The sequence below is a fragment of the Pelagibius marinus genome (assembly GCF_014925385.1).
GTDB lineage: Bacteria > Pseudomonadota > Alphaproteobacteria > Kiloniellales > Kiloniellaceae > Pelagibius > Pelagibius marinus.
In genome coordinates this window covers 884,288-902,794 of sequence record NZ_JACSDK010000001.1, presented here as the reverse complement: position 1 = coordinate 902,794, position 18,507 = coordinate 884,288, and the positions used below count along the sequence as shown (strand labels likewise).

General features: G+C 67.1%; 15 protein-coding genes. 9 read left to right on the top strand and 6 right to left on the bottom strand.

Features of this window, described 5'->3' with window-relative positions:
- Positions 1-90 precede the first annotated feature (90 nt).
- A complete protein-coding gene (gene ftrA / locus H7X47_RS04435) occupies positions 91-1,092 on the top strand; it encodes a transcriptional regulator FtrA (RefSeq protein ID WP_193367370.1) in 1,002 nt (333 codons plus the stop codon).
- A gap of 208 nt (positions 1,093-1,300) precedes the next feature.
- Here the strand turns inward: ftrA and H7X47_RS04430 are convergent, their stop codons facing one another.
- Positions 1,301-1,423, bottom strand: coding sequence for a P-II family nitrogen regulator (locus H7X47_RS04430; protein ID WP_193367369.1), 123 nt, complete (start codon positions 1,421-1,423; stop codon positions 1,301-1,303).
- A 414-nt stretch (positions 1,424-1,837) separates the two neighbouring features.
- On the opposite strand from H7X47_RS04430, the gene H7X47_RS04425 reads away from it, so the two are divergent.
- The gene (locus H7X47_RS04425; protein ID WP_193367368.1) at positions 1,838-4,489 is read left to right on the top strand and encodes a S8 family serine peptidase; all 2,652 of its coding nucleotides are present in this window, start codon (positions 1,838-1,840) and stop codon (positions 4,487-4,489) included.
- 89 nt (positions 4,490-4,578) lie between these two features.
- Here H7X47_RS04425 and H7X47_RS04420 read toward each other — a convergent pair whose 3' ends face one another.
- Both H7X47_RS04420 and H7X47_RS04415 read right to left on the bottom strand, forming a co-directional pair.
- A complete protein-coding gene (locus H7X47_RS04420; RefSeq protein WP_193367367.1) occupies positions 4,579-4,917 on the bottom strand; it encodes a P-II family nitrogen regulator in 339 nt (112 codons plus the stop codon).
- A 45-nt stretch (positions 4,918-4,962) separates the two neighbouring features.
- On the bottom strand, positions 4,963-6,177 hold the full coding sequence (locus H7X47_RS04415) for an ammonium transporter (RefSeq protein WP_193367366.1): 1,215 nt from the start codon (positions 6,175-6,177) through the stop codon (positions 4,963-4,965).
- 204 nt (positions 6,178-6,381) lie between these two features.
- On the opposite strand from H7X47_RS04415, the gene H7X47_RS04410 reads away from it, so the two are divergent.
- The 4 genes from H7X47_RS04410 to H7X47_RS04395 all read left to right on the top strand — a co-directional run bounded on the left by H7X47_RS04410 (position 6,382) and on the right by H7X47_RS04395 (position 13,014).
- Positions 6,382-7,050 (top strand): CARDB domain-containing protein, encoded by a 669-nt coding sequence (locus H7X47_RS04410; RefSeq protein ID WP_193367365.1) that lies wholly within the window; start codon positions 6,382-6,384, stop codon positions 7,048-7,050.
- Positions 7,051-7,357: 307 nt separating this feature from the next.
- Entirely contained in the window at positions 7,358-12,133 is a 4,776-nt protein-coding gene (locus H7X47_RS04405; protein WP_193367364.1) for a calcium-binding protein, read from the top strand.
- A 47-nt stretch (positions 12,134-12,180) separates the two neighbouring features.
- Entirely contained in the window at positions 12,181-12,768 is a 588-nt protein-coding gene (locus tag H7X47_RS04400; RefSeq protein ID WP_193367363.1) for a 2OG-Fe(II) oxygenase, read from the top strand.
- Positions 12,769-12,846: 78 nt separating this feature from the next.
- Entirely contained in the window at positions 12,847-13,014 is a 168-nt protein-coding gene (locus H7X47_RS04395; protein WP_193367362.1) for a hypothetical protein, read from the top strand.
- 224 nt (positions 13,015-13,238) lie between these two features.
- Here the strand turns inward: H7X47_RS04395 and H7X47_RS04390 are convergent, their stop codons facing one another.
- A complete protein-coding gene (locus H7X47_RS04390) occupies positions 13,239-13,592 on the bottom strand; it encodes a hypothetical protein (protein ID WP_193367361.1) in 354 nt (117 codons plus the stop codon).
- Between the two features lie 263 nt (positions 13,593-13,855).
- Here H7X47_RS04390 and H7X47_RS04385 point away from each other — a divergent pair, with 263 nt between their 5' ends.
- Positions 13,856-14,998, top strand: a complete 1,143-nt coding sequence (locus tag H7X47_RS04385) for a DSD1 family PLP-dependent enzyme (RefSeq protein ID WP_193367360.1) — start codon at positions 13,856-13,858, stop codon at positions 14,996-14,998.
- 1 nt (position 14,999) lies between these two features.
- Here H7X47_RS04385 and H7X47_RS04380 read toward each other — a convergent pair whose 3' ends face one another.
- Both H7X47_RS04380 and mutY read right to left on the bottom strand, forming a co-directional pair.
- The gene (locus H7X47_RS04380; protein WP_193367359.1) at positions 15,000-15,899 is read right to left on the bottom strand and encodes a DMT family transporter; all 900 of its coding nucleotides are present in this window, start codon (positions 15,897-15,899) and stop codon (positions 15,000-15,002) included.
- Complete coding sequence (mutY, locus tag H7X47_RS04375) at positions 15,892-17,019, bottom strand: A/G-specific adenine glycosylase (protein ID WP_193367358.1); 1,128 nt, start codon at positions 17,017-17,019, stop codon at positions 15,892-15,894. Before mutY ends, H7X47_RS04380 begins: the two co-directional genes overlap by 8 nt.
- 78 nt (positions 17,020-17,097) lie before the next feature.
- On the opposite strand from mutY, the gene H7X47_RS04370 reads away from it, so the two are divergent.
- Both H7X47_RS04370 and H7X47_RS04365 read left to right on the top strand, forming a co-directional pair.
- Positions 17,098-17,649: a DUF721 domain-containing protein gene (locus H7X47_RS04370; RefSeq protein ID WP_193367357.1), complete on the top strand. Its 552-nt coding sequence runs from the start codon at positions 17,098-17,100 to the stop codon at positions 17,647-17,649.
- A 141-nt stretch (positions 17,650-17,790) separates the two neighbouring features.
- Positions 17,791-18,477, top strand: a complete 687-nt coding sequence (locus H7X47_RS04365; RefSeq protein ID WP_193367356.1) for a DsbA family protein — start codon at positions 17,791-17,793, stop codon at positions 18,475-18,477.
- The last annotated feature ends 30 nt before the right edge of the window (positions 18,478-18,507 follow it).

Sequence of the window (18,507 nt, the reverse complement as noted above, 5' to 3'; positions counted from 1 at the left end):
ATATCCACATTCTCCGTTGATGTGTTGGCAAGAAAACCCTATATGTTGAAATCATGCCAGCCCTGCCCAGTGCCAATTCCGCAGCAAAAAATGACAGCCGATGATCTGAGTGCCGCGCCGCGCAGTGTTGTGGCACTTGTCTATGACGGCCTTTGCACCTTCGAGTACGGCATTGTCTCTGAGGTATTTGGCCTCAAGCGACCCGAGATCGGACCGGATCTATACAGCTTTGTGTCTTACGCCCCGGAAGGGGGTATGATACGGGTGGCTGGGGGTCTGGTCGCAACCACGGATGGGACACAGAAGGATTTTGACAACGCTGAAATTGTGGTGATCCCAGGCTGGCGGGGAAAGGACATGCCAGTTCCGGATCGCCTCTGTGAATTGGTCAGTTCCGCCCATCGTCGTGGAGCCCGCCTGCTGTCGATCTGTTCCGGGGTCTATGTCTTAGCTGCAGCGGGTCTGTTGGACGGTCGTCAGGCCACGACGCACTGGAGATACGTTCGCGATTTGCAGGAGCGCTTTCCTGATGTCGAAGTGCTGCCGAACAACCTGTATGTGGACAACGGCGACATCGTCACGTCTGCCGGAAGTTCGGCCGGAATAGACGCCTGTCTTCACATCGTCCGGTGCGACTACGGGACACGGATCGCGAATTCGGTGGCCCGCCGATTGGTCATGCACACCTTTCGGCAGGGAGGACAGGCTCAGTTTATCGAACAGCCCTTGCCGACGAGTGGGTCGAACCATCGGCTTTCCGAGTTCATGGACTCCGTCCGACAGAGTCTTGGGACGGACTACGACATCGCGTCGATGGCGCGAATCGCGGGAATGTCATCACGCACCTTTCAGCGGAAGTTCTTGGCTTTCACTGGGGTACCCGCAATGCAGTGGCTTACCCAAGAGCGGATCGCAAAGTCATGCATCCTGCTGGAGACGACTGATCTGACAGTCGAGCAAATCGGATATTCAGTCGGCTTTCAGAGCCCGGAGGTGATGCGCTACCATTTCCGGAAAACCTACGCCATCAGCCCAGGGGAATATCGGAAGCGGTTTTCGTCCACCGCGCAGGCCAACCTCCAAGCGTCGTAGAGGCGGACAGCCCGACGCATTGGCATGGCTTTACCGGTTCTTGTCGTTCGACTTGCTGTCGCCGCCGCTGCGGCCTGACCATGTTGTCAAAAAGGAACGTCTGGGCGCCATAGAGGGCCCCACTTCGACGTGCTACGCCAGAAGCTGCGCTCCAGCTTGCCCAAGACGATGAACTGATAGAGCACAGCGCCGCCCCTCAGCCCGTTCCTTACAGCGCGTCGTTGCCGGCCTCGCCGGTGCGGATGCGGCGCGCGTCGCCGAGATCCCAGACGAAGATCTTGCCATCGCCGATCTTGCCGCTGCTCGCGGCCTCGGTGACCGCCTCGACCATGGTCTCGGCCTACCCGCCGCGTACGAGAAAAAGGCGTCGCCGCGTGCGCGCGCCCGGCCCTTTCGCGGCGGCGGCTAAGCCCTTTGCCATCGCCCGCTACCCCTAAGCGCCATCCACAGCCGGCACAGACCGCGCTAGCCTGCAGGGTATCAGACTTCCGCCAGCCCCATCGGCGAGAAGACGGAAGCACGCGCTTCTTGGCAAGCGCCATTTCTTGACAGGGTTTAAAGCAGCAGCCCGATCCGGGGTCGTTTGTCCATTGGGGCTCTTCGCCTCTTGGCCGGCAATCGGACGTTAGGATCTCTCAAGAGGTGAGAGATCCGGTTCATCGAGAACGGCCGGTGCATCCAGATCCAACCGTCAAGAATCTACTGCCCGGTCGCGTGTTCAACGTAGCGTTATGAGGAACCGAAGATGACCAACTCCCCCCAAACCCCCAAGAAGAGCCCGCGGCAAGCGCAGTCGCCGAGGGAACTGATCGTGATCATGGAACGCAGCCAGGCCCCCGCCGCGATGGCGAGCGGTGCAGGCAGCGGCATCGCGAAGCTGATCTCCGATGCCGGGGCGAAGCTCGAACCGCTGTTCGACGGCGACGGCGGCGAGGCGACACCGGAAGCTGCCCTGTCCGACCAGGGCGCGACCGAGTACTTCCACGTCGCCGCCCCGGACAAGAAGATCGACAAGCTGCGCGACCAGCTCGAAAAGGAGCAAGGCGTCGTGGCGGCCTATGTCAAGCCGCCGTCGGAGGCCCCGGCGGCAGTGGAACAGATGGTTGTGGAGGCGGACCAGGACCTGGTGGCGCTCAATGACATGCAGCCCGCAGCGGGCGAACCGCCGGCGGCGACGCCGAACTACGTGGCGCGGCAGGGCTATCTCAATGCAGCCCCGGAGGGCGTCGACGCCTTCTACGCCTGGCGCTTTCCCGGCGGGCGCGGCGAGAACATCCGCGTCATCGACCTGGAATGGGGCTGGCGCTTCAGCCACGAGGACCTCAAGGTCAACCAGGACGGCATTCTCGCGGGTTCGGGCAGCTCGAGCACGGACCACGGCACGGCGGTGCTGGGTGAGATCAGCGGCGACATCAATTCCTTCGGGATCACCGGCATCGCGCCGAAAGCGCGGATCGGCGCGGTCGCGTTCTCGATGCCCAGCGCGACGGCGATCCGCAAGGCCGCCGACAAGCTGCAGGCCGGCGATGTCATGCTGCTGGAGATCCATCGCCCCGGTCCACGCTTCAATTACCAGAGCCGCAACGACCAGCGCGGCTACATCGCCATCGAGTGGTGGCCCGATGACTATGCCGCCATCCGCTATGCGACCGGCAAGGGGGTCATCGTCGTCGAAGCGGCAGGCAACGGCGCCGAGAACTTCGACGACGCGCTCTATGATCAGCGGCCGGCCGGGTTCCCGCCGACTTGGCGGAACCCGTTGAACCCCGCCAACACCTCGTCGAGAGCCGTGGTGGTCGGGGCGGGCGCGCCACCGCCTGGAACCCACGGGAACAACCACGGACCGGACCGGTCGCGGCTCGGCTTCTCCAACTACGGACGCCGGGTCGACGCCCAGGGTTGGGGCCGGGAGGTCACCACCACCGGCTACGGCAGCCTTCAGGGTGGTGCGAATCCCGATCGCCACTACACGGACAGCTTCAGCGGAACCTCCAGCGCGAGCCCCATCGTCACCGCTGCGCTCGCCTGTGTGAACGGGGCGCTGAAGGCGAACGGCCAGTCGATGCTGACGCCCGTAGGCGCCATCAACCTGCTGCGCGCGACCGGCTCCCCCCAGACCGACGCGCCCGGCAGGCCAAGAACCCAGAGGATCGGCAGACGACCCAATCTCAAACAGATGCTGGACCGGGTGATCAAGCCCAAGGACCGCTATACCGGAGTCTGGCGGGCCGGCAACGACAAGCATTATCTCTGGGTCAACGCCTCCTGGGCCAACTTCGTCGCCAAATGGCAGCAGCTCGGCCAGCAGAACCTCAGGCTGACCGATTTCGAGATCTCCAAGCGCGGCAGCGGATACGTCTACTCCGGCGTCTGGCGCCAAGGCAACGACCCCTACTACCTCTGGGTCAACGCCTCGTGGACCAGCTTCGTCAACAAGTGGCAGCAGCTGGCCCAACAGAACCTGAGGCTGGTCGATATCGAGATCAAGCAGATCGGGTCGAACTGGCGGTATTCCGGCGTTTGGCGGGGCGGCAACGATCCCTACTATCTGTGGGTCAACGCCTCATGGAAGAGCTTCGTCAGCAAATGGCAGACTCTCTCCGCCAGGAACCTGCGCCTCGTCGACATCGAGATCCGCAAGATCGGCAATGCCTACCGCTACACCGGCGTGTGGCGCCAGGGCACGGGGGCGCACTACCTCTGGGTCAACGCCTCCTGGTCGAGCTTTGTCAGCAAATGGCAACAGCTCGCTCAGCAGAACCTGCGGCTCGTCAAGATCGTGCGAACCAACATCAACGGCCAATGGCGCTATTCCGGCATCTGGAGGCCGGGTAGCGACAGCTACTATCTGTGGGTCAATGCCTCTTGGCAGAGCTTCACGGACAAGTGGCAGGAATTGTCGAGCCACGGTCTGCGCCTCGTCGATCTGGAGGTGGCGCTCTCCGGCGACGCGGCCCCTTCAACACCTGTTGCGAGTGGAATGGACATGCTTGCGATGATCTTCGAGAACGACACCGACGGCACCGGCTTCGGCGGTGGCGATATCGAGCCAGACATCCTGCCGGCCGGGACTGCGGCTTCTGCCGGCTCCGGCGCCCTGGGACAGGGCGGCGGCGATTTCGGCGAAGGGTTCCTGGTGGCCTCGATTCAGGAGACCGCCCCCGCGGCGGGCCTTCCGGAAAGCGAGGACGGTGAAGGCTATGGCGGCGGTGTCCTGCCGGGCGACGCCCCGGCCGCCGCCAATCCCAACGTCGGCAGCCCTGCGGCGCTCGACAGCGCGGAGGTCGACGACGGCTCCGGCTACGGCGGCGGAGGCGAGATGAGCGACAGCGGCTCGGACGACGGCTTCGCAACGTCGGACGACGGCAAGGGCTTCGGCGGCGGATCCGTCGACTAGACCGCAAAGGTCCGAGGGAGGGCCCGCGCCGCCTGGCGCGGGCCCAATCTTCCGCAGACGCCGCAGCGCCGCCCCGCCGGCGTCTTCAGCTACAGCGCGTCGTTGCCGGCCTCGCCGGTGCGGATGCGGCGCGCCTCGCCCAGGTCGAAGACGAAGATCTTGCCGTCGCCGATCTTGCCGCTGCGCGCGGCCTCGGTGACCGCCTCGACCACGGCCTCGGCCTGGTCGTCGCCCACCGCGATCTCGATCTTGATCTTGGGGACGTAGTTGATCTCGTACTCGGCGCCGCGATAGACCTCGGTGTGGCCCTTCTGGCGGCCGTAGCCGTAGACGTCGCTGGCCGTCATGCCGTGCACGCCGATGGCGCCCAGGGCCTCACGCACCTTGTCCAGGCGGTGCGGTTGAATGATCGCCGTGATGTACTTCATGGCTTGCTCCCTACCTTGTATCCCCGGTCGCGGGGCTTTTCGTTCTTACGGGTTGTAGGCCGTCTCGCCGTGGGCGGTGAAGTCCAGGCCCTCGATCTCCTGCTCCTTGCCGACGCGCAGGCCGATGGTCATCGTGATGGCCTTGACCATGACGAAGGTGGCGACAGCGCTCCACACGATGGCGGCGGCGACCCCGGCCAGCTGCACCAGGAACTGGCTGACCGCGCCGCCGTCGACATTGACGCCGGTGCCGCCGGGCAGCAGCGCCAGGAAGGCGACCAGCAGGCTGCCGGTGGCGCCGCCGACGCCGTGCACCGCCAGCACGTCGAGGGAATCGTCGATCTTGAAGCGGTGCTTCACCAGGTCGACGGCGACGTAGCAGACGACGCCGCCGGCCAGCCCCAGCAGCAGGCCGCCCAGGGGGCCGACGAAGCCGGAGGCCGGAGTGATGGTCGCCAGGCCGGCGATGGTGCCGGTGACGAAGCCGACCAGGCTGGGCTTGCCGAACTTCACCGTTTCGATGACCAGCCAGACCAGCGAGGCGACGGCGGCGGAGAGGTGGGTCACCAGCATGGCCATGCCGGCGTCCGTGCCCGCCCCCAGCGCCGAGCCGGCGTTGAAGCCGAACCAGCCGACCCACAGCAGGGAGGCGCCGACCATGACCATCCAGGGCGCGTGGGGCGGACGGATGGACCGCGGGAAGCCGTCGCGCGCGCCCAGCATGGCGGCGATCACCAGCGCCGAGACGCCGGCCGTCACATGCACCACGATGCCGCCGGCATAGTCCATGACGCCCATTTCGGCGAGCCAGCCGCCGCCCCAGACCCAGTGGGTCACGGGCACGTAGACCAGCAGCAGCCACAGCGGCGAGAAGGCCATGACGGCGCCGAAGCGGATGCGCTCCACGAAGGCGCCGACGATCAGCGCCGGAGTGATGATGGCGAAGGTCATCTGGAACATGATGAAGACGGTCTCGGGCAGGCCCGTCCCCTCCACCGCGCTGTCGCGCCCGACCCCGAACAGCAGGACCTTCGAAAGCCCGCCGATCAGGGCGTTGCCCGCCTCGAAGGCCAGCGAGTAGCCGCAGACCACCCAGAAGACGGAGGCCAGGGCGGCGATGGTGATGCAGTGCATCAGCACCGAGAGCACGTTCTTGGACTGCACCAGACCGGCGTAGAACAGCGCCAGGCCCGGCAGGGTCATCAGCAGAACCAGGGCCGTGGACGTGAGAATCCAGGCGGTATTGCCGCTGTCGATCATGGATTTTCCCCCCAAGGATGCCAGCAGGCGGAAGCGCCACCGGCGGAATTGTTGGATTCGTTCTTATGCGAACGATGGATAGCCGAGGGCCGCGCGGATCGCAACTGACTGTTCGTTTACGTAGGAGACCCGCGGATTCCTTTGAACCAAACGCGTGGTGGGCGCGACCCATGATGCAGACACCTTTCGCAAGAGGAACTCATCATGGCCAAGCGCCTTTCTCTCGGCCTGTTCGCCGCCGCCAGCCTCTGCACCGCGGTCTCGCTCGCCGCCGGCGCCGGCCAGGCCCTCGCCCAGCCCGACCTGGTCCCGCAGCTGAACTTCCCCATGAACGCCTCCGTGGGCGTCCTGAACAGCGGCACCACGGCCGCCGGCCCCAGCCAGCTGACCATCAACTGCACAAGGTTTGGCCAGGCCGACGGCGGCTGCCCCGAGGCGCCGGGCATGGGCGCCTATGTCGACCCTGCCTTCCCCAACCGGGCGGTGATCGACGTGCCGGCCCTGGAGCCGGGCGAGGCCTTCAACCATGACCTCACCTTCTGGAACGCCATCCCCTGGACGCCGGGGACCTTTGTCTTCGACGCCGAGGTCGATGCCGGCGGCGACGTCGTGGAGTCCGACGAAACCAACAACAGCGCCCAGAGCAGCTACACCGAGCTGCCCGCCGTCGGTGTCGCGCCGCCCGCCCCGCTGCCGTTGACCGCCCAGCCCGCCGCGGCGCGGCCCGTCAGACCGTCGCAGCTCGACTCGGCCAACATCTTCCGGCTGCGCAAGCAACGCAGCAGCATGGAGCACCAAGTGCGCCCGCAGCGCCTGGCCCCCAGGCAACCCGAAGAACCGAAGCGCCCGCTGCTGCGCCGGCCGGCCGACTAGAATCCTCCCGCCTTTCCTCCGGACGCTCGTCCCGCGAGCGACTGCGGGCGGTCCTCCCCAGGGCCGCCCGCTTTTCTTTGCCGGGAAACGCCGAGGCGACTGCACGCACCCATAGGTTAAGTAAAATCTTATAATTGCTATTTCTATACTATGAAAAATAAGAACTCATACAATATTAAGTCATATTCATAAAAGCTCATCTTGCGCCCGTCGTAGGACATGGCCAAACTGAAACTGGAACTCAGGTCGAGTTCTACTTCAGATAGAAGTGTTTCCCGGGGGTCTGTACTGTATTCGGGAGACAAGCATGGCCGACTACCATGAGCTTGGTGTCACCAGCCCTGTCGACACTGTGGCGAAGGACGATGCCGTCACAGAGCCTGCCGGGATCGGCGGCTTTGAAGCGGCCTCTCTGACCGGCCAGGCAGGTGAAGCGGTGGTCATCGGGCGCCCGGCCTCCGGCCGGACGGTCGAGATCCAGTCACTCCCGGGACAGACCTATATCCTGGATTTCCCGCCGGCCAGCGCCCAGGTCGCGGTGCGGGGCAATGACTTCGTCATCTCCTTCGACGACGACGGCGATGCCGTGCCGGACAGCCAGGTCGTCTTCCTCGGCATGGTGCAGGCCGCCGAGTCCGGCGACGCCCCGACGTTCCGGATCGCCGGAATCGATGTTGCCGCCGACCTCCTGGTCGCTCAGGCTCTCGCCCTGCAGGGCGACAGCACGGGGCTGGACGACGTGGCCGCCGGGCCGGGCGCGATCGGTGGCGGCGGCTCCACCTACGATGACAATCTGGGTAACATTCTCGATCTGCTGGCCGCGCAGGGTGTGATCCCTCCGGTGGAGCTGGAGTTCGGGCTTATCGCCGTGGAACCGGACCCGATCCTGCCGCAGTTCCCGCCGCCGCCGCTGATCATCAACGAGATCGGCCTGCGCGTGCCGCTGGACATCCCGGGCCTGCCGGGCGCCTCCCCGGACGAAGAGCCGGAGACGGCCCAGGCCCAGAAGCTGCCCGAGTACAGCTTCATCGAGCTGCACAACACCTCCGCCGCCGCCACGACGACCGACGACCTGAAAATCCAGATCCTCAATCCGGACGGCGTGCTGGTGACCTTCGACGTGCCCGGCGGCGTTACGATTCCCGCCGGCGGCTTCATCGTCTTCTACCAGCTGGCCGACGACGAGGGCACGCCCGGGGAGGAAGACATCATCGTGCGGGTCTTCGACGCCGCCGGCAATGTGGTCGACGGCTTTACGATCGCGGACGCGACCTTCTGGGACCTGGGCGACGACACGACGGAACCCATCGCCGTCAACCTCGTCTACCGCGCGGGCGAGGACATCGACGGCGACCAGACGCTGGACAGCTTCGCGGCCAACCTGACGCAGGCGGAGCTCGCGGCCCTGGCCGACCCCGACTTCTCGGGCTCGCCCGACGGCTTCGGCTCGCAGCTGCCGGGCTTCAACTTCGAGACCTTCTACGGCCAGTTGACCGAAGGGCACCTCGTCTTCTCGCGGGTCGACCTGGACGATGACGACGATCAGACCGACTGGACGACGAACACCATACCCACCGATGGCGCTCTCAATGACACGACGCTGGTAGACCCCAACCCCTCGGACCCCGTGAACGACGACCTAAACCCGGGCCAGGACAACCCCGATCCCCTGCCCGGCCAGGATTTCCTGCAGGCGGGCGACGGCGGCGAGATGCTGGAAGGCTATGGCGGGCCCGACGTCCTGCTGGGGGGTGACGGCAGCGATTCGATCTACGGCGGATCGGAGGCGGACTACCTCGCACCCATTCCCTACCTGAACGACCACAACGACTTCCTCTACGGCGGCGCCGGCGACGACGGCCTCTATGGCGGGGCCGGCGGCGACTACCTGCTGGGCGGCACGGGCAACGACTCGGTGGAAGGCAACACCGGCGACGACCAGGCCTACGGCGACGAAGGCGACGACAGTGTCGCCGGCAACGAAGGCGCGGACAGCGTCTACGGCGGCGCCGACAGCGACCAGGTCTTCGGCAACGACGGCAACGACCTGCTCTACGGCGACAACGGCGACGGCCTGGGCGCCGCGGATACGCTTAACGGCGGCCTCGGCAACGACCGCGCCTACGGCGAGGGCGGCGACGACCTGATCTACGGCGACGACCCCTCTGTGGATGCCGACGGCGACGACACCCTCGACGGCGGGGCCGGCAACGACACGATCTACGGCGACGACGGCGGCGCCACCCGCAGCGGCAACGACCTGATCTACGGCGGCAGCGGCAACGATTCGATCATCGCCGACGACGGACTGGTCGATTTCGGCGGCAACGACCTGCTCTACGGCGACGAAGGTGACGACACAATCGAGGCCGGCAGCGGCGACGACACGGCCTACGGCGGTGACGACAACGATAAGATCTTCGGAGAGAACGGCCTCGACCTGCTCTACGGCGACGCAGGCGACGACACTATAGAAGGCGGCGACGGCGACGACACCATCGACGGCGGCGACGGCAACGACACCATCGACGGGTTCATGGGCATGGACCTGATCTATGGCGGCAACGGCCTTGACACCGTCGACGGCAGCTTCGATGCCGACACGATCTACGGCGACGACGGCGACAATATCGGCGGCGACGACGACGTGCTCTACGGCAGCATCGGCGACGACGTGATCTGGGGCGAGGGCGGCAACGACACCCTGGTGGGCGATGCCGACTTCTCTCTGCCCAACGGGGCCGACACCATCTACGGCGGCAGCGGCAACGACCTGGTCTATGGCGACGACCCCTCTTCCGGAGACCCGGGCTTTGCCGACCTGCTCTACGGCGACGCGGGCAACGACACCATCCGGGGTCAGGACGGCGACGATACCATCGACGGCGGGGACGACAACGATTCCATCTTCGGCGAAGACGGCGCGGACGTGCTCTACGGCGGCAACGGCCTGGACTTCCTCGACGGTAACATTCTTCCCGACATCATCTACGGCGACGACGGCGATCTCGTCGGCGGCGATGCCGACTTCATCCTCGGCGGTTCCAACAATGACGTCCTCTACGGCGAGGGCGGCGACGACACCATCTTCGGTGACTCCGACAACACCTCGCCCGACGGCGAGGACACCATCTATGGCGGCGCCGGCAACGACCTCATCGACGGCGATGACGAGGCTGCGGATGCGGGTCAGGCCGACCTGATCTACGGCGAGGCGGGTAACGACACCATCCGGGGCGACAGCGGCGACGATACCATCGACGGCGGCGACGACAACGACTCCATCTTCGGCGAAGACGGCGCGGACCTGCTCTACGGCGGCAACGGCCTGGACTTCCTCGACGGCAACATTCTTCCCGACATCATCTACGGCGACGACGGCGACCTCGTCGGCGGCGATGCCGATTTCATCCTCGGCGGCTCCAACAATGACGTCCTCTACGGCGAAGGCGGCGACGACACCATCTTCGGTGACTCCGACAACACCTCGCCCGACGGCGAGGACACCATTTACGGCGGCGCCGGCAACGACCTGATCGACGGCGACGACGAGGCTGCGGATGCGGGTCAGGCCGACCTGATCTTCGGTGAGGCCGGCAACGACACCATCCGGGGCGACAGCGGCGACGATACCATCGACGGCGGCGACGACAACGACTCCATCTTCGGCGAAGACGGCGCGGACCTGCTCTACGGCGGCAACGGCCTGGACTACCTCGACGGCAGCATTCTTCCCGACATCATCTACGGCGACGACGGCGATCTCGTCGGCGGCGATGCCGACTTCATCCTCGGCGGCTCCAACAACGACCTGCTCTACGGCGAGGGCGGCGACGACACCATCTTCGGTGACTCCGACAACACCTCGCCCGACGGCGAGGACACCATTTACGGCGGCGCCGGCAACGACCTCATCGACGGCGACGACGAGGCTGCGGATGCGGGTCAGGCCGACCTGATCTACGGCGAGGCCGGCAACGACACCATCCGGGGCGACAGCGGCGACGATACCATCGACGGCGGCGACGACAACGACTCCATCTTCGGCGAAGACGGCGAAGACCTGATCTACGGCGGCAACGGCATGGACATCGTCCGCAGTGGCATCCTGGCGGACATCATCTACGGCGACGACGGCGACCTCGCCGGCGGCGACGCGGACCTGCTTTATGGCGGCTCCAACAACGACCTGATCTATGGCGAGGGCGGCGACGACACCATCTTCGGCGATTCCGACAACACCTCGCCCGACGGCGAGGACACCATCTACGGCGGCGCCGGCAATGACCTGATCGACGGCGACGACTCTGCCGCAGACGTAGGCGGCAGCGACCTGATCTACGGCGAGGCGGGCAACGACACCATCGAAGGCGATTCCGGCAACGACACCATTGACGGCGGCGATGACAACGACTCCATTACCGGCAACGACGGCGAAGACCTGATCTACGGCGGCAACGGCCTGGACATCGTCCGCAGTGGCATCCTGGCGGACACCATCTACGGCGACGACGGCGACCTCGTCGGCGGCGACGCGGACCTGCTTTACGGCGGCTCCAACAACGACCTGATCTATGGCGAGGGCGGCGACGACACCATCTTCGGCGATTCCGACAACACCTCGCCGGACGGCAACGACACCATCTACGGCGGCGCCGGCAACGACCTGATCGACGGCGATGACACTGCCGCAGACGTAGGTGGGAACGACCTGATCTATGGCGGCTCCGGCGACGACACCATCGACGGTGACTTCGGCGACGATACGATCGAGGGCGGCAGCGGCGACGACCGGTTCATCTACAACTTCGAATCCGATACCGGCGGCGGCAACAACGCCGGCAGCGGCAACGACACCATCGTCGACGTGGCCCTGGATGCCAACGACGTCCTGGAGCTGGTCGACAGCGACGGTGTCGTCACTATGCCTAGCGACCTGAACGACAGCATGGTGGCCGATGACGGCACCGACGTCACCGTCACCTTCGACAACGGCGATGCCCTGACGCTCGCCGGTATCGGCGATGGCACCATCGACACCTGGTCGGAGTTGCAGACCGTCGTCAACCTCGAATTCGGGTGACGAACCCCAGGGCGCGGCGAGCCGCTGACGGGATGACGGAAGGAAAAGTGAGCGACCCGACCCAGGATCTCCGTGACAGCTTCGTTCCGCACGATGAGTGGGCCACCTTCGTAGGGATCAAGCGCGTCTTCACACCCGATCAATGTGCCAGGATCGTCGCCCTGGGCGGAGAGACCAAACGCGCCACGATCGACGGCGGCCGGATTGAACCGCGGCGGCGCGACGGCCGCGTTGCCTGGATCGGCCAAAGCGAAGAGACAAGCTGGCTCTTCGAGCAACTGCGCAAGCGGCTGGACGCGGTAAACAACCGCTTTTTCCACCTCAAGCTGGCGGGCTTTACCGAACCGCTGCAGCTTGGCTGCTACGGCCCCGAAGACCACTACGGCTGGCACCTCGACATAGGGCGGGGGGAGAACCGGATACGCAAGCTGAGTTTCGTCGTTCAGCTCAGTGATCCGGAGGACTACGACGGCGGTGTCCTCCAAATCACCACCGACGGCCGGCCGACCGCCATGCTGCACGAGCAGGGCGCGATGATTGCCTTTCCAGCCTTTATCCTGCACCGGGTAACGCCGGTAATGCGGGGCCTGCGCCGATCCCTGGTCGGCTGGATTGGCGGCCCGCCCTTCGCATGAGACGAGAAGTTGGGAATGTCGAAGATTGAGATTAGCACCGCCGGCACCAGGAGTTTTACCTGACCGGCATGCGCCGGCGTGGTCAACGATTGCGGCGACCTGAACGACAGCATGGTGGCCGATGACGGCACCGACGTCACCGTCACCCTCGACAACGGCGATGTCCTGACGCTCGCCGGTATCGGCGACGGCACCATCGACAACTGGTCGGAGCTGAACGGCGTGATCAATCTGGAATTCGGATAGGGGCCAGGCAGGCCCCGGGGAGGAAACGGGCGGGCTGCGCAGAAGACGGAAACTCCGCCATGCGGCCTGCCCGTTCCTTCTGCAGCCAGGTCTCCCCGGATATCCCGGCCGTCCCTTAACCGCGGCCCCGTGAACAGTCCAGGCCGCCGCCTGGAACTCTCCACCCCCGCCCTGGTGCTCGACCTCGATGGGCTGGCGGCATTTCCGCCATCCTTTTTGGTGAACTAGTAGCAGCGGGTCCGGGTGCCCCACTGGATGCGGCCGTCGGGCAGGTAGCGATAGACCTGGTCCTGTTCACAGAAATCCGGAGGCGGCGGGGCGTAGTAGTCGTAGCGATAGGGCGGCGCCGGCCGCGGCTGCGACAGGGCACTGCCCAGAAGCACGCCGCCGAGGATGCCGCCGATAATCAGGGTATCGTCGTCATGGCCGCGATGACGGCGGTGGTACCTGTGATGCCGGTAGTGACCGTGCCGATAGTGAGCGTGGCGGTAGTGGTGATGGCCGCCGTAGCCGCGGTGCTTGCCCCAGTGATGCTTGTCCCAGCCTCCGGCCTGGGCCGGGCCCATGGCGGACAGCACGCCGATCGCGACGAGCGCTCCGGTGAGCGTGGGCGCCGCGAGAAGTCCGCTTTTCGATTTTTTCACAATGCACGCCTCCACACACATCTGGCCCTTAGGGAACAGACACTCCGCGGGTATCATCTATTCCCTTGCCTCGGCGGGCGTCACGGGCCGGCTCTCGGCCGTGCTTTCCATAAGGGGAAGGAAAGGCCTCTTCTCCGCCTGCCCGGCTCTGCGATAGGCTGCATCACCGCTTGCCACAGCCTTGAGATATCTCCTTCATGCCGCAGCCACCTCTCGACCGCGACCTCCTGAACCGCCTGGGCAGCCGCCTGGAACTCTCCACCCCCGCCCTGGTGCTCGACCTCGACGCGCTGGAGGCCAACCTCGCCGCCATGACGGCCTGGGCCAAGAGCCAGGGCATCGCCCTGCGCCCCCACGCCAAGACCCACAAGTGCGCGGCCATCGGCCGGCTGCAGATGGAGCAAGGCGCGCTGGGCCTCTGCTGCGCCAAGCTGGCCGAGGCCGAGGCGCTGGCGGAGGCCGGGCTGGACCGCCTTCTGCTGACCTCGCCGGTGGTGGGCGCGCGGCGCATCGCGCGGCTGATGACGCTGGCCCGAAACTGCGCCGAGCTGATGCTGGTGGCCACCAACCCCGGCACCCTGCGCGAGCGGGCGGCGGCCGCCGCCGCGGCCGGTATCACGCTGGACATCCTGATCGACGTCGACGTGGGACAGGAACGCACGGGCGTGCGCGACGCCGATGCCGCCCTGCTGCTGGCCGGGATCATCGCCGAGGCGCCGGCGCTGACCCTCAAGGGGGTGCAGGGCTATGCCGGCCATGTGCAGCACATCGCCGACTTCGAGGAACGCCGCCGCGCCTCGGCCATGAGCCTCGGCCTGCTGGCCGCGGTGCGCGACCGCCTGGAAGCAGCGGACCACCCCTGCCCCATCGTCAGCGGCGGCGGCACCGGCACCCACGCCCTCGACCCCGCCAGCGGGGTGCTGAACGAACTGCAGGTCGGCTCCTACATCGTCTCAGACGTGGAATACGACGCCGTCGACCTGACCGGCGACGGGACCCGGCGCTTCCGCGACGGCCTTTTCGTCTACGCCCGCGTGGTCAGCGCCAACCGGGACGGCTTCGCCACCATCGACGCCGGCTCCAAGGTGCTTTCCATGGACGGCCCGGCGCCCGCCGTCGCCTTCGGCGCGCCCGAGGGCACGACCTACCGCTGCAGCGGCGACGAGTTCGGCGAACTCACTCTGCCCCCGGGCAGCGCGCCTTTAAAGCCCGGCGACCTGGTGGGGCTGGTGGTGCCGCACTGCGACCCCACCATCAACTTCTTCGACTTCTATCACTGTGTCAGGGGCGAGGAACTGGTCGACCTCTGGCCGATCGAAGCGCGCGGCTGCTCGGCGTGAGCTAGCGCCGCACCGGCATACGCCGGCCGAGCGCCACGCTGGCCACCACGAAGACGGCGAAGCCCAGGGTCATCGCGTCGACGGCCTCGCCCAGCAGCAGGGACGAGGCGGCGATGGTGAGGAAGGTCTGCAGAAGCTGCACCTGGCTGACCCGCGCCACGCCGCCCATGGCGAGGCCCCGGTTCCAGGCGAAGAAGCCGAAGAGCTGGCTGAACAGTGCCACGTAGAGGAAGGCGGCCCAGCTCTGCGGCGAGCCGGGCAGGCCGTGGGCCAGGGCGGCCGGCACCACCGGAATGAGCAGAAGCGGGAAGGAGAGCACCAGCGCCCAGCAGATGACCTGCCAGCCGCCCAGGCTGCGGGTCAGGCGCGCGCCCTCGGCGTAGCCCACCGCCGCGCAGGCCACGGAGCCGAGCAGGGCCAGATGCCCGACACCCAAGCTGCCGCCGCCGCGCAGCAGCGAGAAGGTCACCACCGCCGCGCCGCCGAGAAGCGAGACCAGCCAGAAGCCGAGCGAGGGCCGCTCGCGCAGCAGCACCGCGCCGGCCGCCACCGTCGCCAGCGGCAGGATGCCCAGCACCACGCCACCGTGGGCCGCCGGCACCCGCTGCATGCCCCAGGCGGAGAGCAGCGGGAAGCCGAAGATCACGCCGGCGGAGACCACCGCCAGGGCGCGCCACTCGCGCCCTTGCGGCAGGCGCTGGCGGGTCGCCAGCAGGATCGCGGCGGCCACCACCCCGGCCAGCAGGGAGCGCCCCAGGCCGAAGACCACCGGGTCGCTGTCGGCCATGGCCAGGCGCGTCACCGGCAGGGTGAGGCTGAAGACCGCCACGCCGACGAAGCCGAGCAGCAGCCCTTTTGTCTCGGCCAGCGCTTCGTTCGTAGAGGCGACGGAGTCAGTCATCTGCTGTCGCGCTCTGGACCAGGCCGTGGTCGATGATCTTGCGCATCACCGTGGGCAGGGCCTCGTCGGCCAGCGCGTCCAGCGCCACCCAACGGCCCTCCGTGTCAGCAGCCTCCGCCGCCTGCCCGGCCCAGACCGTCACCTCGAAATGGAAATGGGTGAAGGTGTGGCGCACCAGGCCCGGCAGTTCCCGCCAGTCCCCGGCAAGGGCGACGGCCGCCAGCGGCGCGGCGGCGCGGGCGTCCTTCTGCTGCCAGGGGCTGTCGCGCCAGTCGGTCGAGGGCACCTCCATCATGCCGCCCAGCAGGCCCTTCTCGGGGCGGCGGCGCAGCAGCAGCGCGCCGTCGGGCGCCTGCAGCCAGAAGGCCACCGCGTGGCGGGTCGGCTTGGCCGCCTTGGGCAGGCGACGCGGCAGCGCCTGCTCCAGGCCCGCCGCCTTGGCTTCACAGCGCGATTCCAAGGGGCAGAGCAGGCACTTGGGCCCGCGCGGCAGGCAGACCGTGGCGCCCAGGTCCATCATCGCCTGGGCGAAGTCGCCGGCGCGGTCGTCGGGGGTCAAGCTGTCGGCCAGGCGGGTCAGTTCCGGCTTGGCCGCGGGCAGCGGCGTCTCGACCTTGAAGAGGCGGGAGACCACCCGCTCCACGTTGCCGTCGACCACCACGGCGCGCCGCCCGAAGGCGATGGCGGCGATGGCGGCGGCGGTGTAGGGGCCGATGCCGGGCAGTTTGCGGAGTTCCCCTTCGCTGCCGGGGAAGACGCCGCCCAGCTCGCCCGCCACGACCTGAGCGCAGCGGTGCAGGTTGCGCGCCCGGGCGTAGTAGCCGAGCCCGGCCCAGGCGGTCAGCACGTCGTCCAGCGGCGCGGCGGCCAGGGCCTCGACGCTCGGCCAGCGCGTCAGGAAGTCGGCGAAGTAGGGCCCCACCGTCACCACCGTGGTCTGCTGCAGCATGATCTCGCTGAGCCAGACCCGGTAGGGATCAGGGGGCGGCGCCCCCGGCGGGCTGCGCCATGGCAGGGCGCGGGCATGGCGGTCGTACCAGGCCAGCAGCGCGGCCCCGGGGTCGACCGGCGCCGTGTGATCTTCGCGAGCTTGCGCCTTTGTAGGTGCGACAGGGGCCATGTCCTTCTCTATAATGGCCCCGGAAACCACCGCAAAGCAGGCTTTTGTCACCGGTACAATTGCCAGGGGACGGTCCCAGTGTCTGACTCCTCATCCCAGCGTAACGGCTCCGCCGGCGACCGCCGGCGCGGCGGCTATGGCCTGCGTGCCCTGGGCAGCAGCCTGACCGCCGTGACCAAGCGCGCCTTCGCGCGCCGCGGCCTGACCGGCGCCGACCTCGCCCGCCAGTGGCCGGCCATCGTCGGGCGCGACCTGGCGGCCCAGTGCCGGCCGCGCCAGCTGCGCTTTCCCAAGGCCGGAGAGGCCGTCGACGGCCGCCTGACCCTGCGGGTGGCGCCGGGCTGGGCCCTGGAGGTGCAGCACCTGGAACCGCTGATGCTGGAGCGCATCAACGGCTATTTCGGCTACCGCGCCGTCACCCGCCTGGTGCTGCAGCAGGGCCCGCTACCCCCCCTGCGCGACGCCGGCGCCGAACGCCGCAGGCAGACTCGGGAGGCGCCTCCGGCGCGCCTCGACGAGAGCCTGGCCGAGAAACTATCCACAGTCGAAGACCCGGAGCTGCGCGCGGCCCTGGAAGGCCTCGGCCGCTCGCTCAAAGGCAGGCGCGACAGAAGCGCAAAAAATCCGTAGATTCCGCCGCTTGTAAGACCACATAGAGCAGGTCGGGCGACACGGCGGAAACGCGGCGCCGACTGCGATTTTGCCCGGAAAAGGGCGCTTGTGGAATCCGAAACGCCCCTCTAGCATGCACAACATCTGGTAGGTAGAGCTATGAATAGACGGAACATTCTGATCGGTCTTGGGGTCGTCGCCGCTGGTGCCGCTGCGGGCGGCGCCTACTGGCTGCGCGCGCCGCAGACCCCGCTGCCGGGCTCCGCGGCGTCCCAGGAAGGCGTCATGACCCTGGCCGCCAACGACGGCGGCGAGCCGCTGTTCGATGACGACCGCATCCTGGGCAGCGCCGAGGCGCCGGTCACGATCCTGGAATACTCCTCGCTGACCTGCCCGCACTGCGCCAACTTCCACAAGAACACCCTGCCGCAGGTCAAGTCGGAGTGGATCGACGCCGGGCGCGCGCGCCTGGTGTACCGCCACTACCCGCTGGACCAGCTGGCGCTGCGCGCCGCCGCGGCAGCCGACTGCATCGAGGGCGACGCCTTCTTCGGCTTCCTCGACGTGTTGTTCAAGAACCAGGAACGCTGGGCCCACAGCGACGACCCGCTGAAGGCGCTGCAGCAGCTCGCCGCCCTGGCCGGGATCAGCCCCGACGCCTTCGAGGCCTGCACCAACGACGAGGCGCAGATCACCCGCATCCTGGAGAAACAAACCGACGGCCGCGACCGATACAGCATTGCCTCGACTCCGAGCTTTGTGGTCAACGGCACGCTGGTGCAAGGGGCCATGCCCTACGACGAGTTCAACGCAGCACTGGAACAGGCATCGGCGAAGGCCTCCTGAGCCGGCGGCACGGTGGAATAGGACGATTTG

Excerpts from the sequence above, each read along its gene's own strand:
- ftrA (WP_193367370.1), top strand. The coding sequence starts at position 91 with ATGACAGCCGATGATCTGAGTGCCGCGCCGCGCAGTGTTGTGGCACTT.
- H7X47_RS04430 (WP_193367369.1), bottom strand. The coding sequence starts at position 1,423 with ATGGTCGAGGCGGTCACCGAGGCCGCGAGCAGCGGCAAGATCGGCGAT.
- H7X47_RS04425 (WP_193367368.1), top strand. The coding sequence starts at position 1,838 with ATGACCAACTCCCCCCAAACCCCCAAGAAGAGCCCGCGGCAAGCGCAG.
- H7X47_RS04420 (WP_193367367.1), bottom strand. The coding sequence starts at position 4,917 with ATGAAGTACATCACGGCGATCATTCAACCGCACCGCCTGGACAAGGTG.
- H7X47_RS04415 (WP_193367366.1), bottom strand. The coding sequence starts at position 6,177 with ATGATCGACAGCGGCAATACCGCCTGGATTCTCACGTCCACGGCCCTG.
- H7X47_RS04410 (WP_193367365.1), top strand. The coding sequence starts at position 6,382 with ATGGCCAAGCGCCTTTCTCTCGGCCTGTTCGCCGCCGCCAGCCTCTGC.
- H7X47_RS04405 (WP_193367364.1), top strand. The coding sequence starts at position 7,358 with ATGGCCGACTACCATGAGCTTGGTGTCACCAGCCCTGTCGACACTGTG.
- H7X47_RS04385 (WP_193367360.1), top strand. The coding sequence starts at position 13,856 with ATGCCGCAGCCACCTCTCGACCGCGACCTCCTGAACCGCCTGGGCAGC.
- H7X47_RS04380 (WP_193367359.1), bottom strand. The coding sequence starts at position 15,899 with ATGACTGACTCCGTCGCCTCTACGAACGAAGCGCTGGCCGAGACAAAA.
- mutY (WP_193367358.1), bottom strand. The coding sequence starts at position 17,019 with ATGGCCCCTGTCGCACCTACAAAGGCGCAAGCTCGCGAAGATCACACG.
- H7X47_RS04365 (WP_193367356.1), top strand. The coding sequence starts at position 17,791 with ATGAATAGACGGAACATTCTGATCGGTCTTGGGGTCGTCGCCGCTGGT.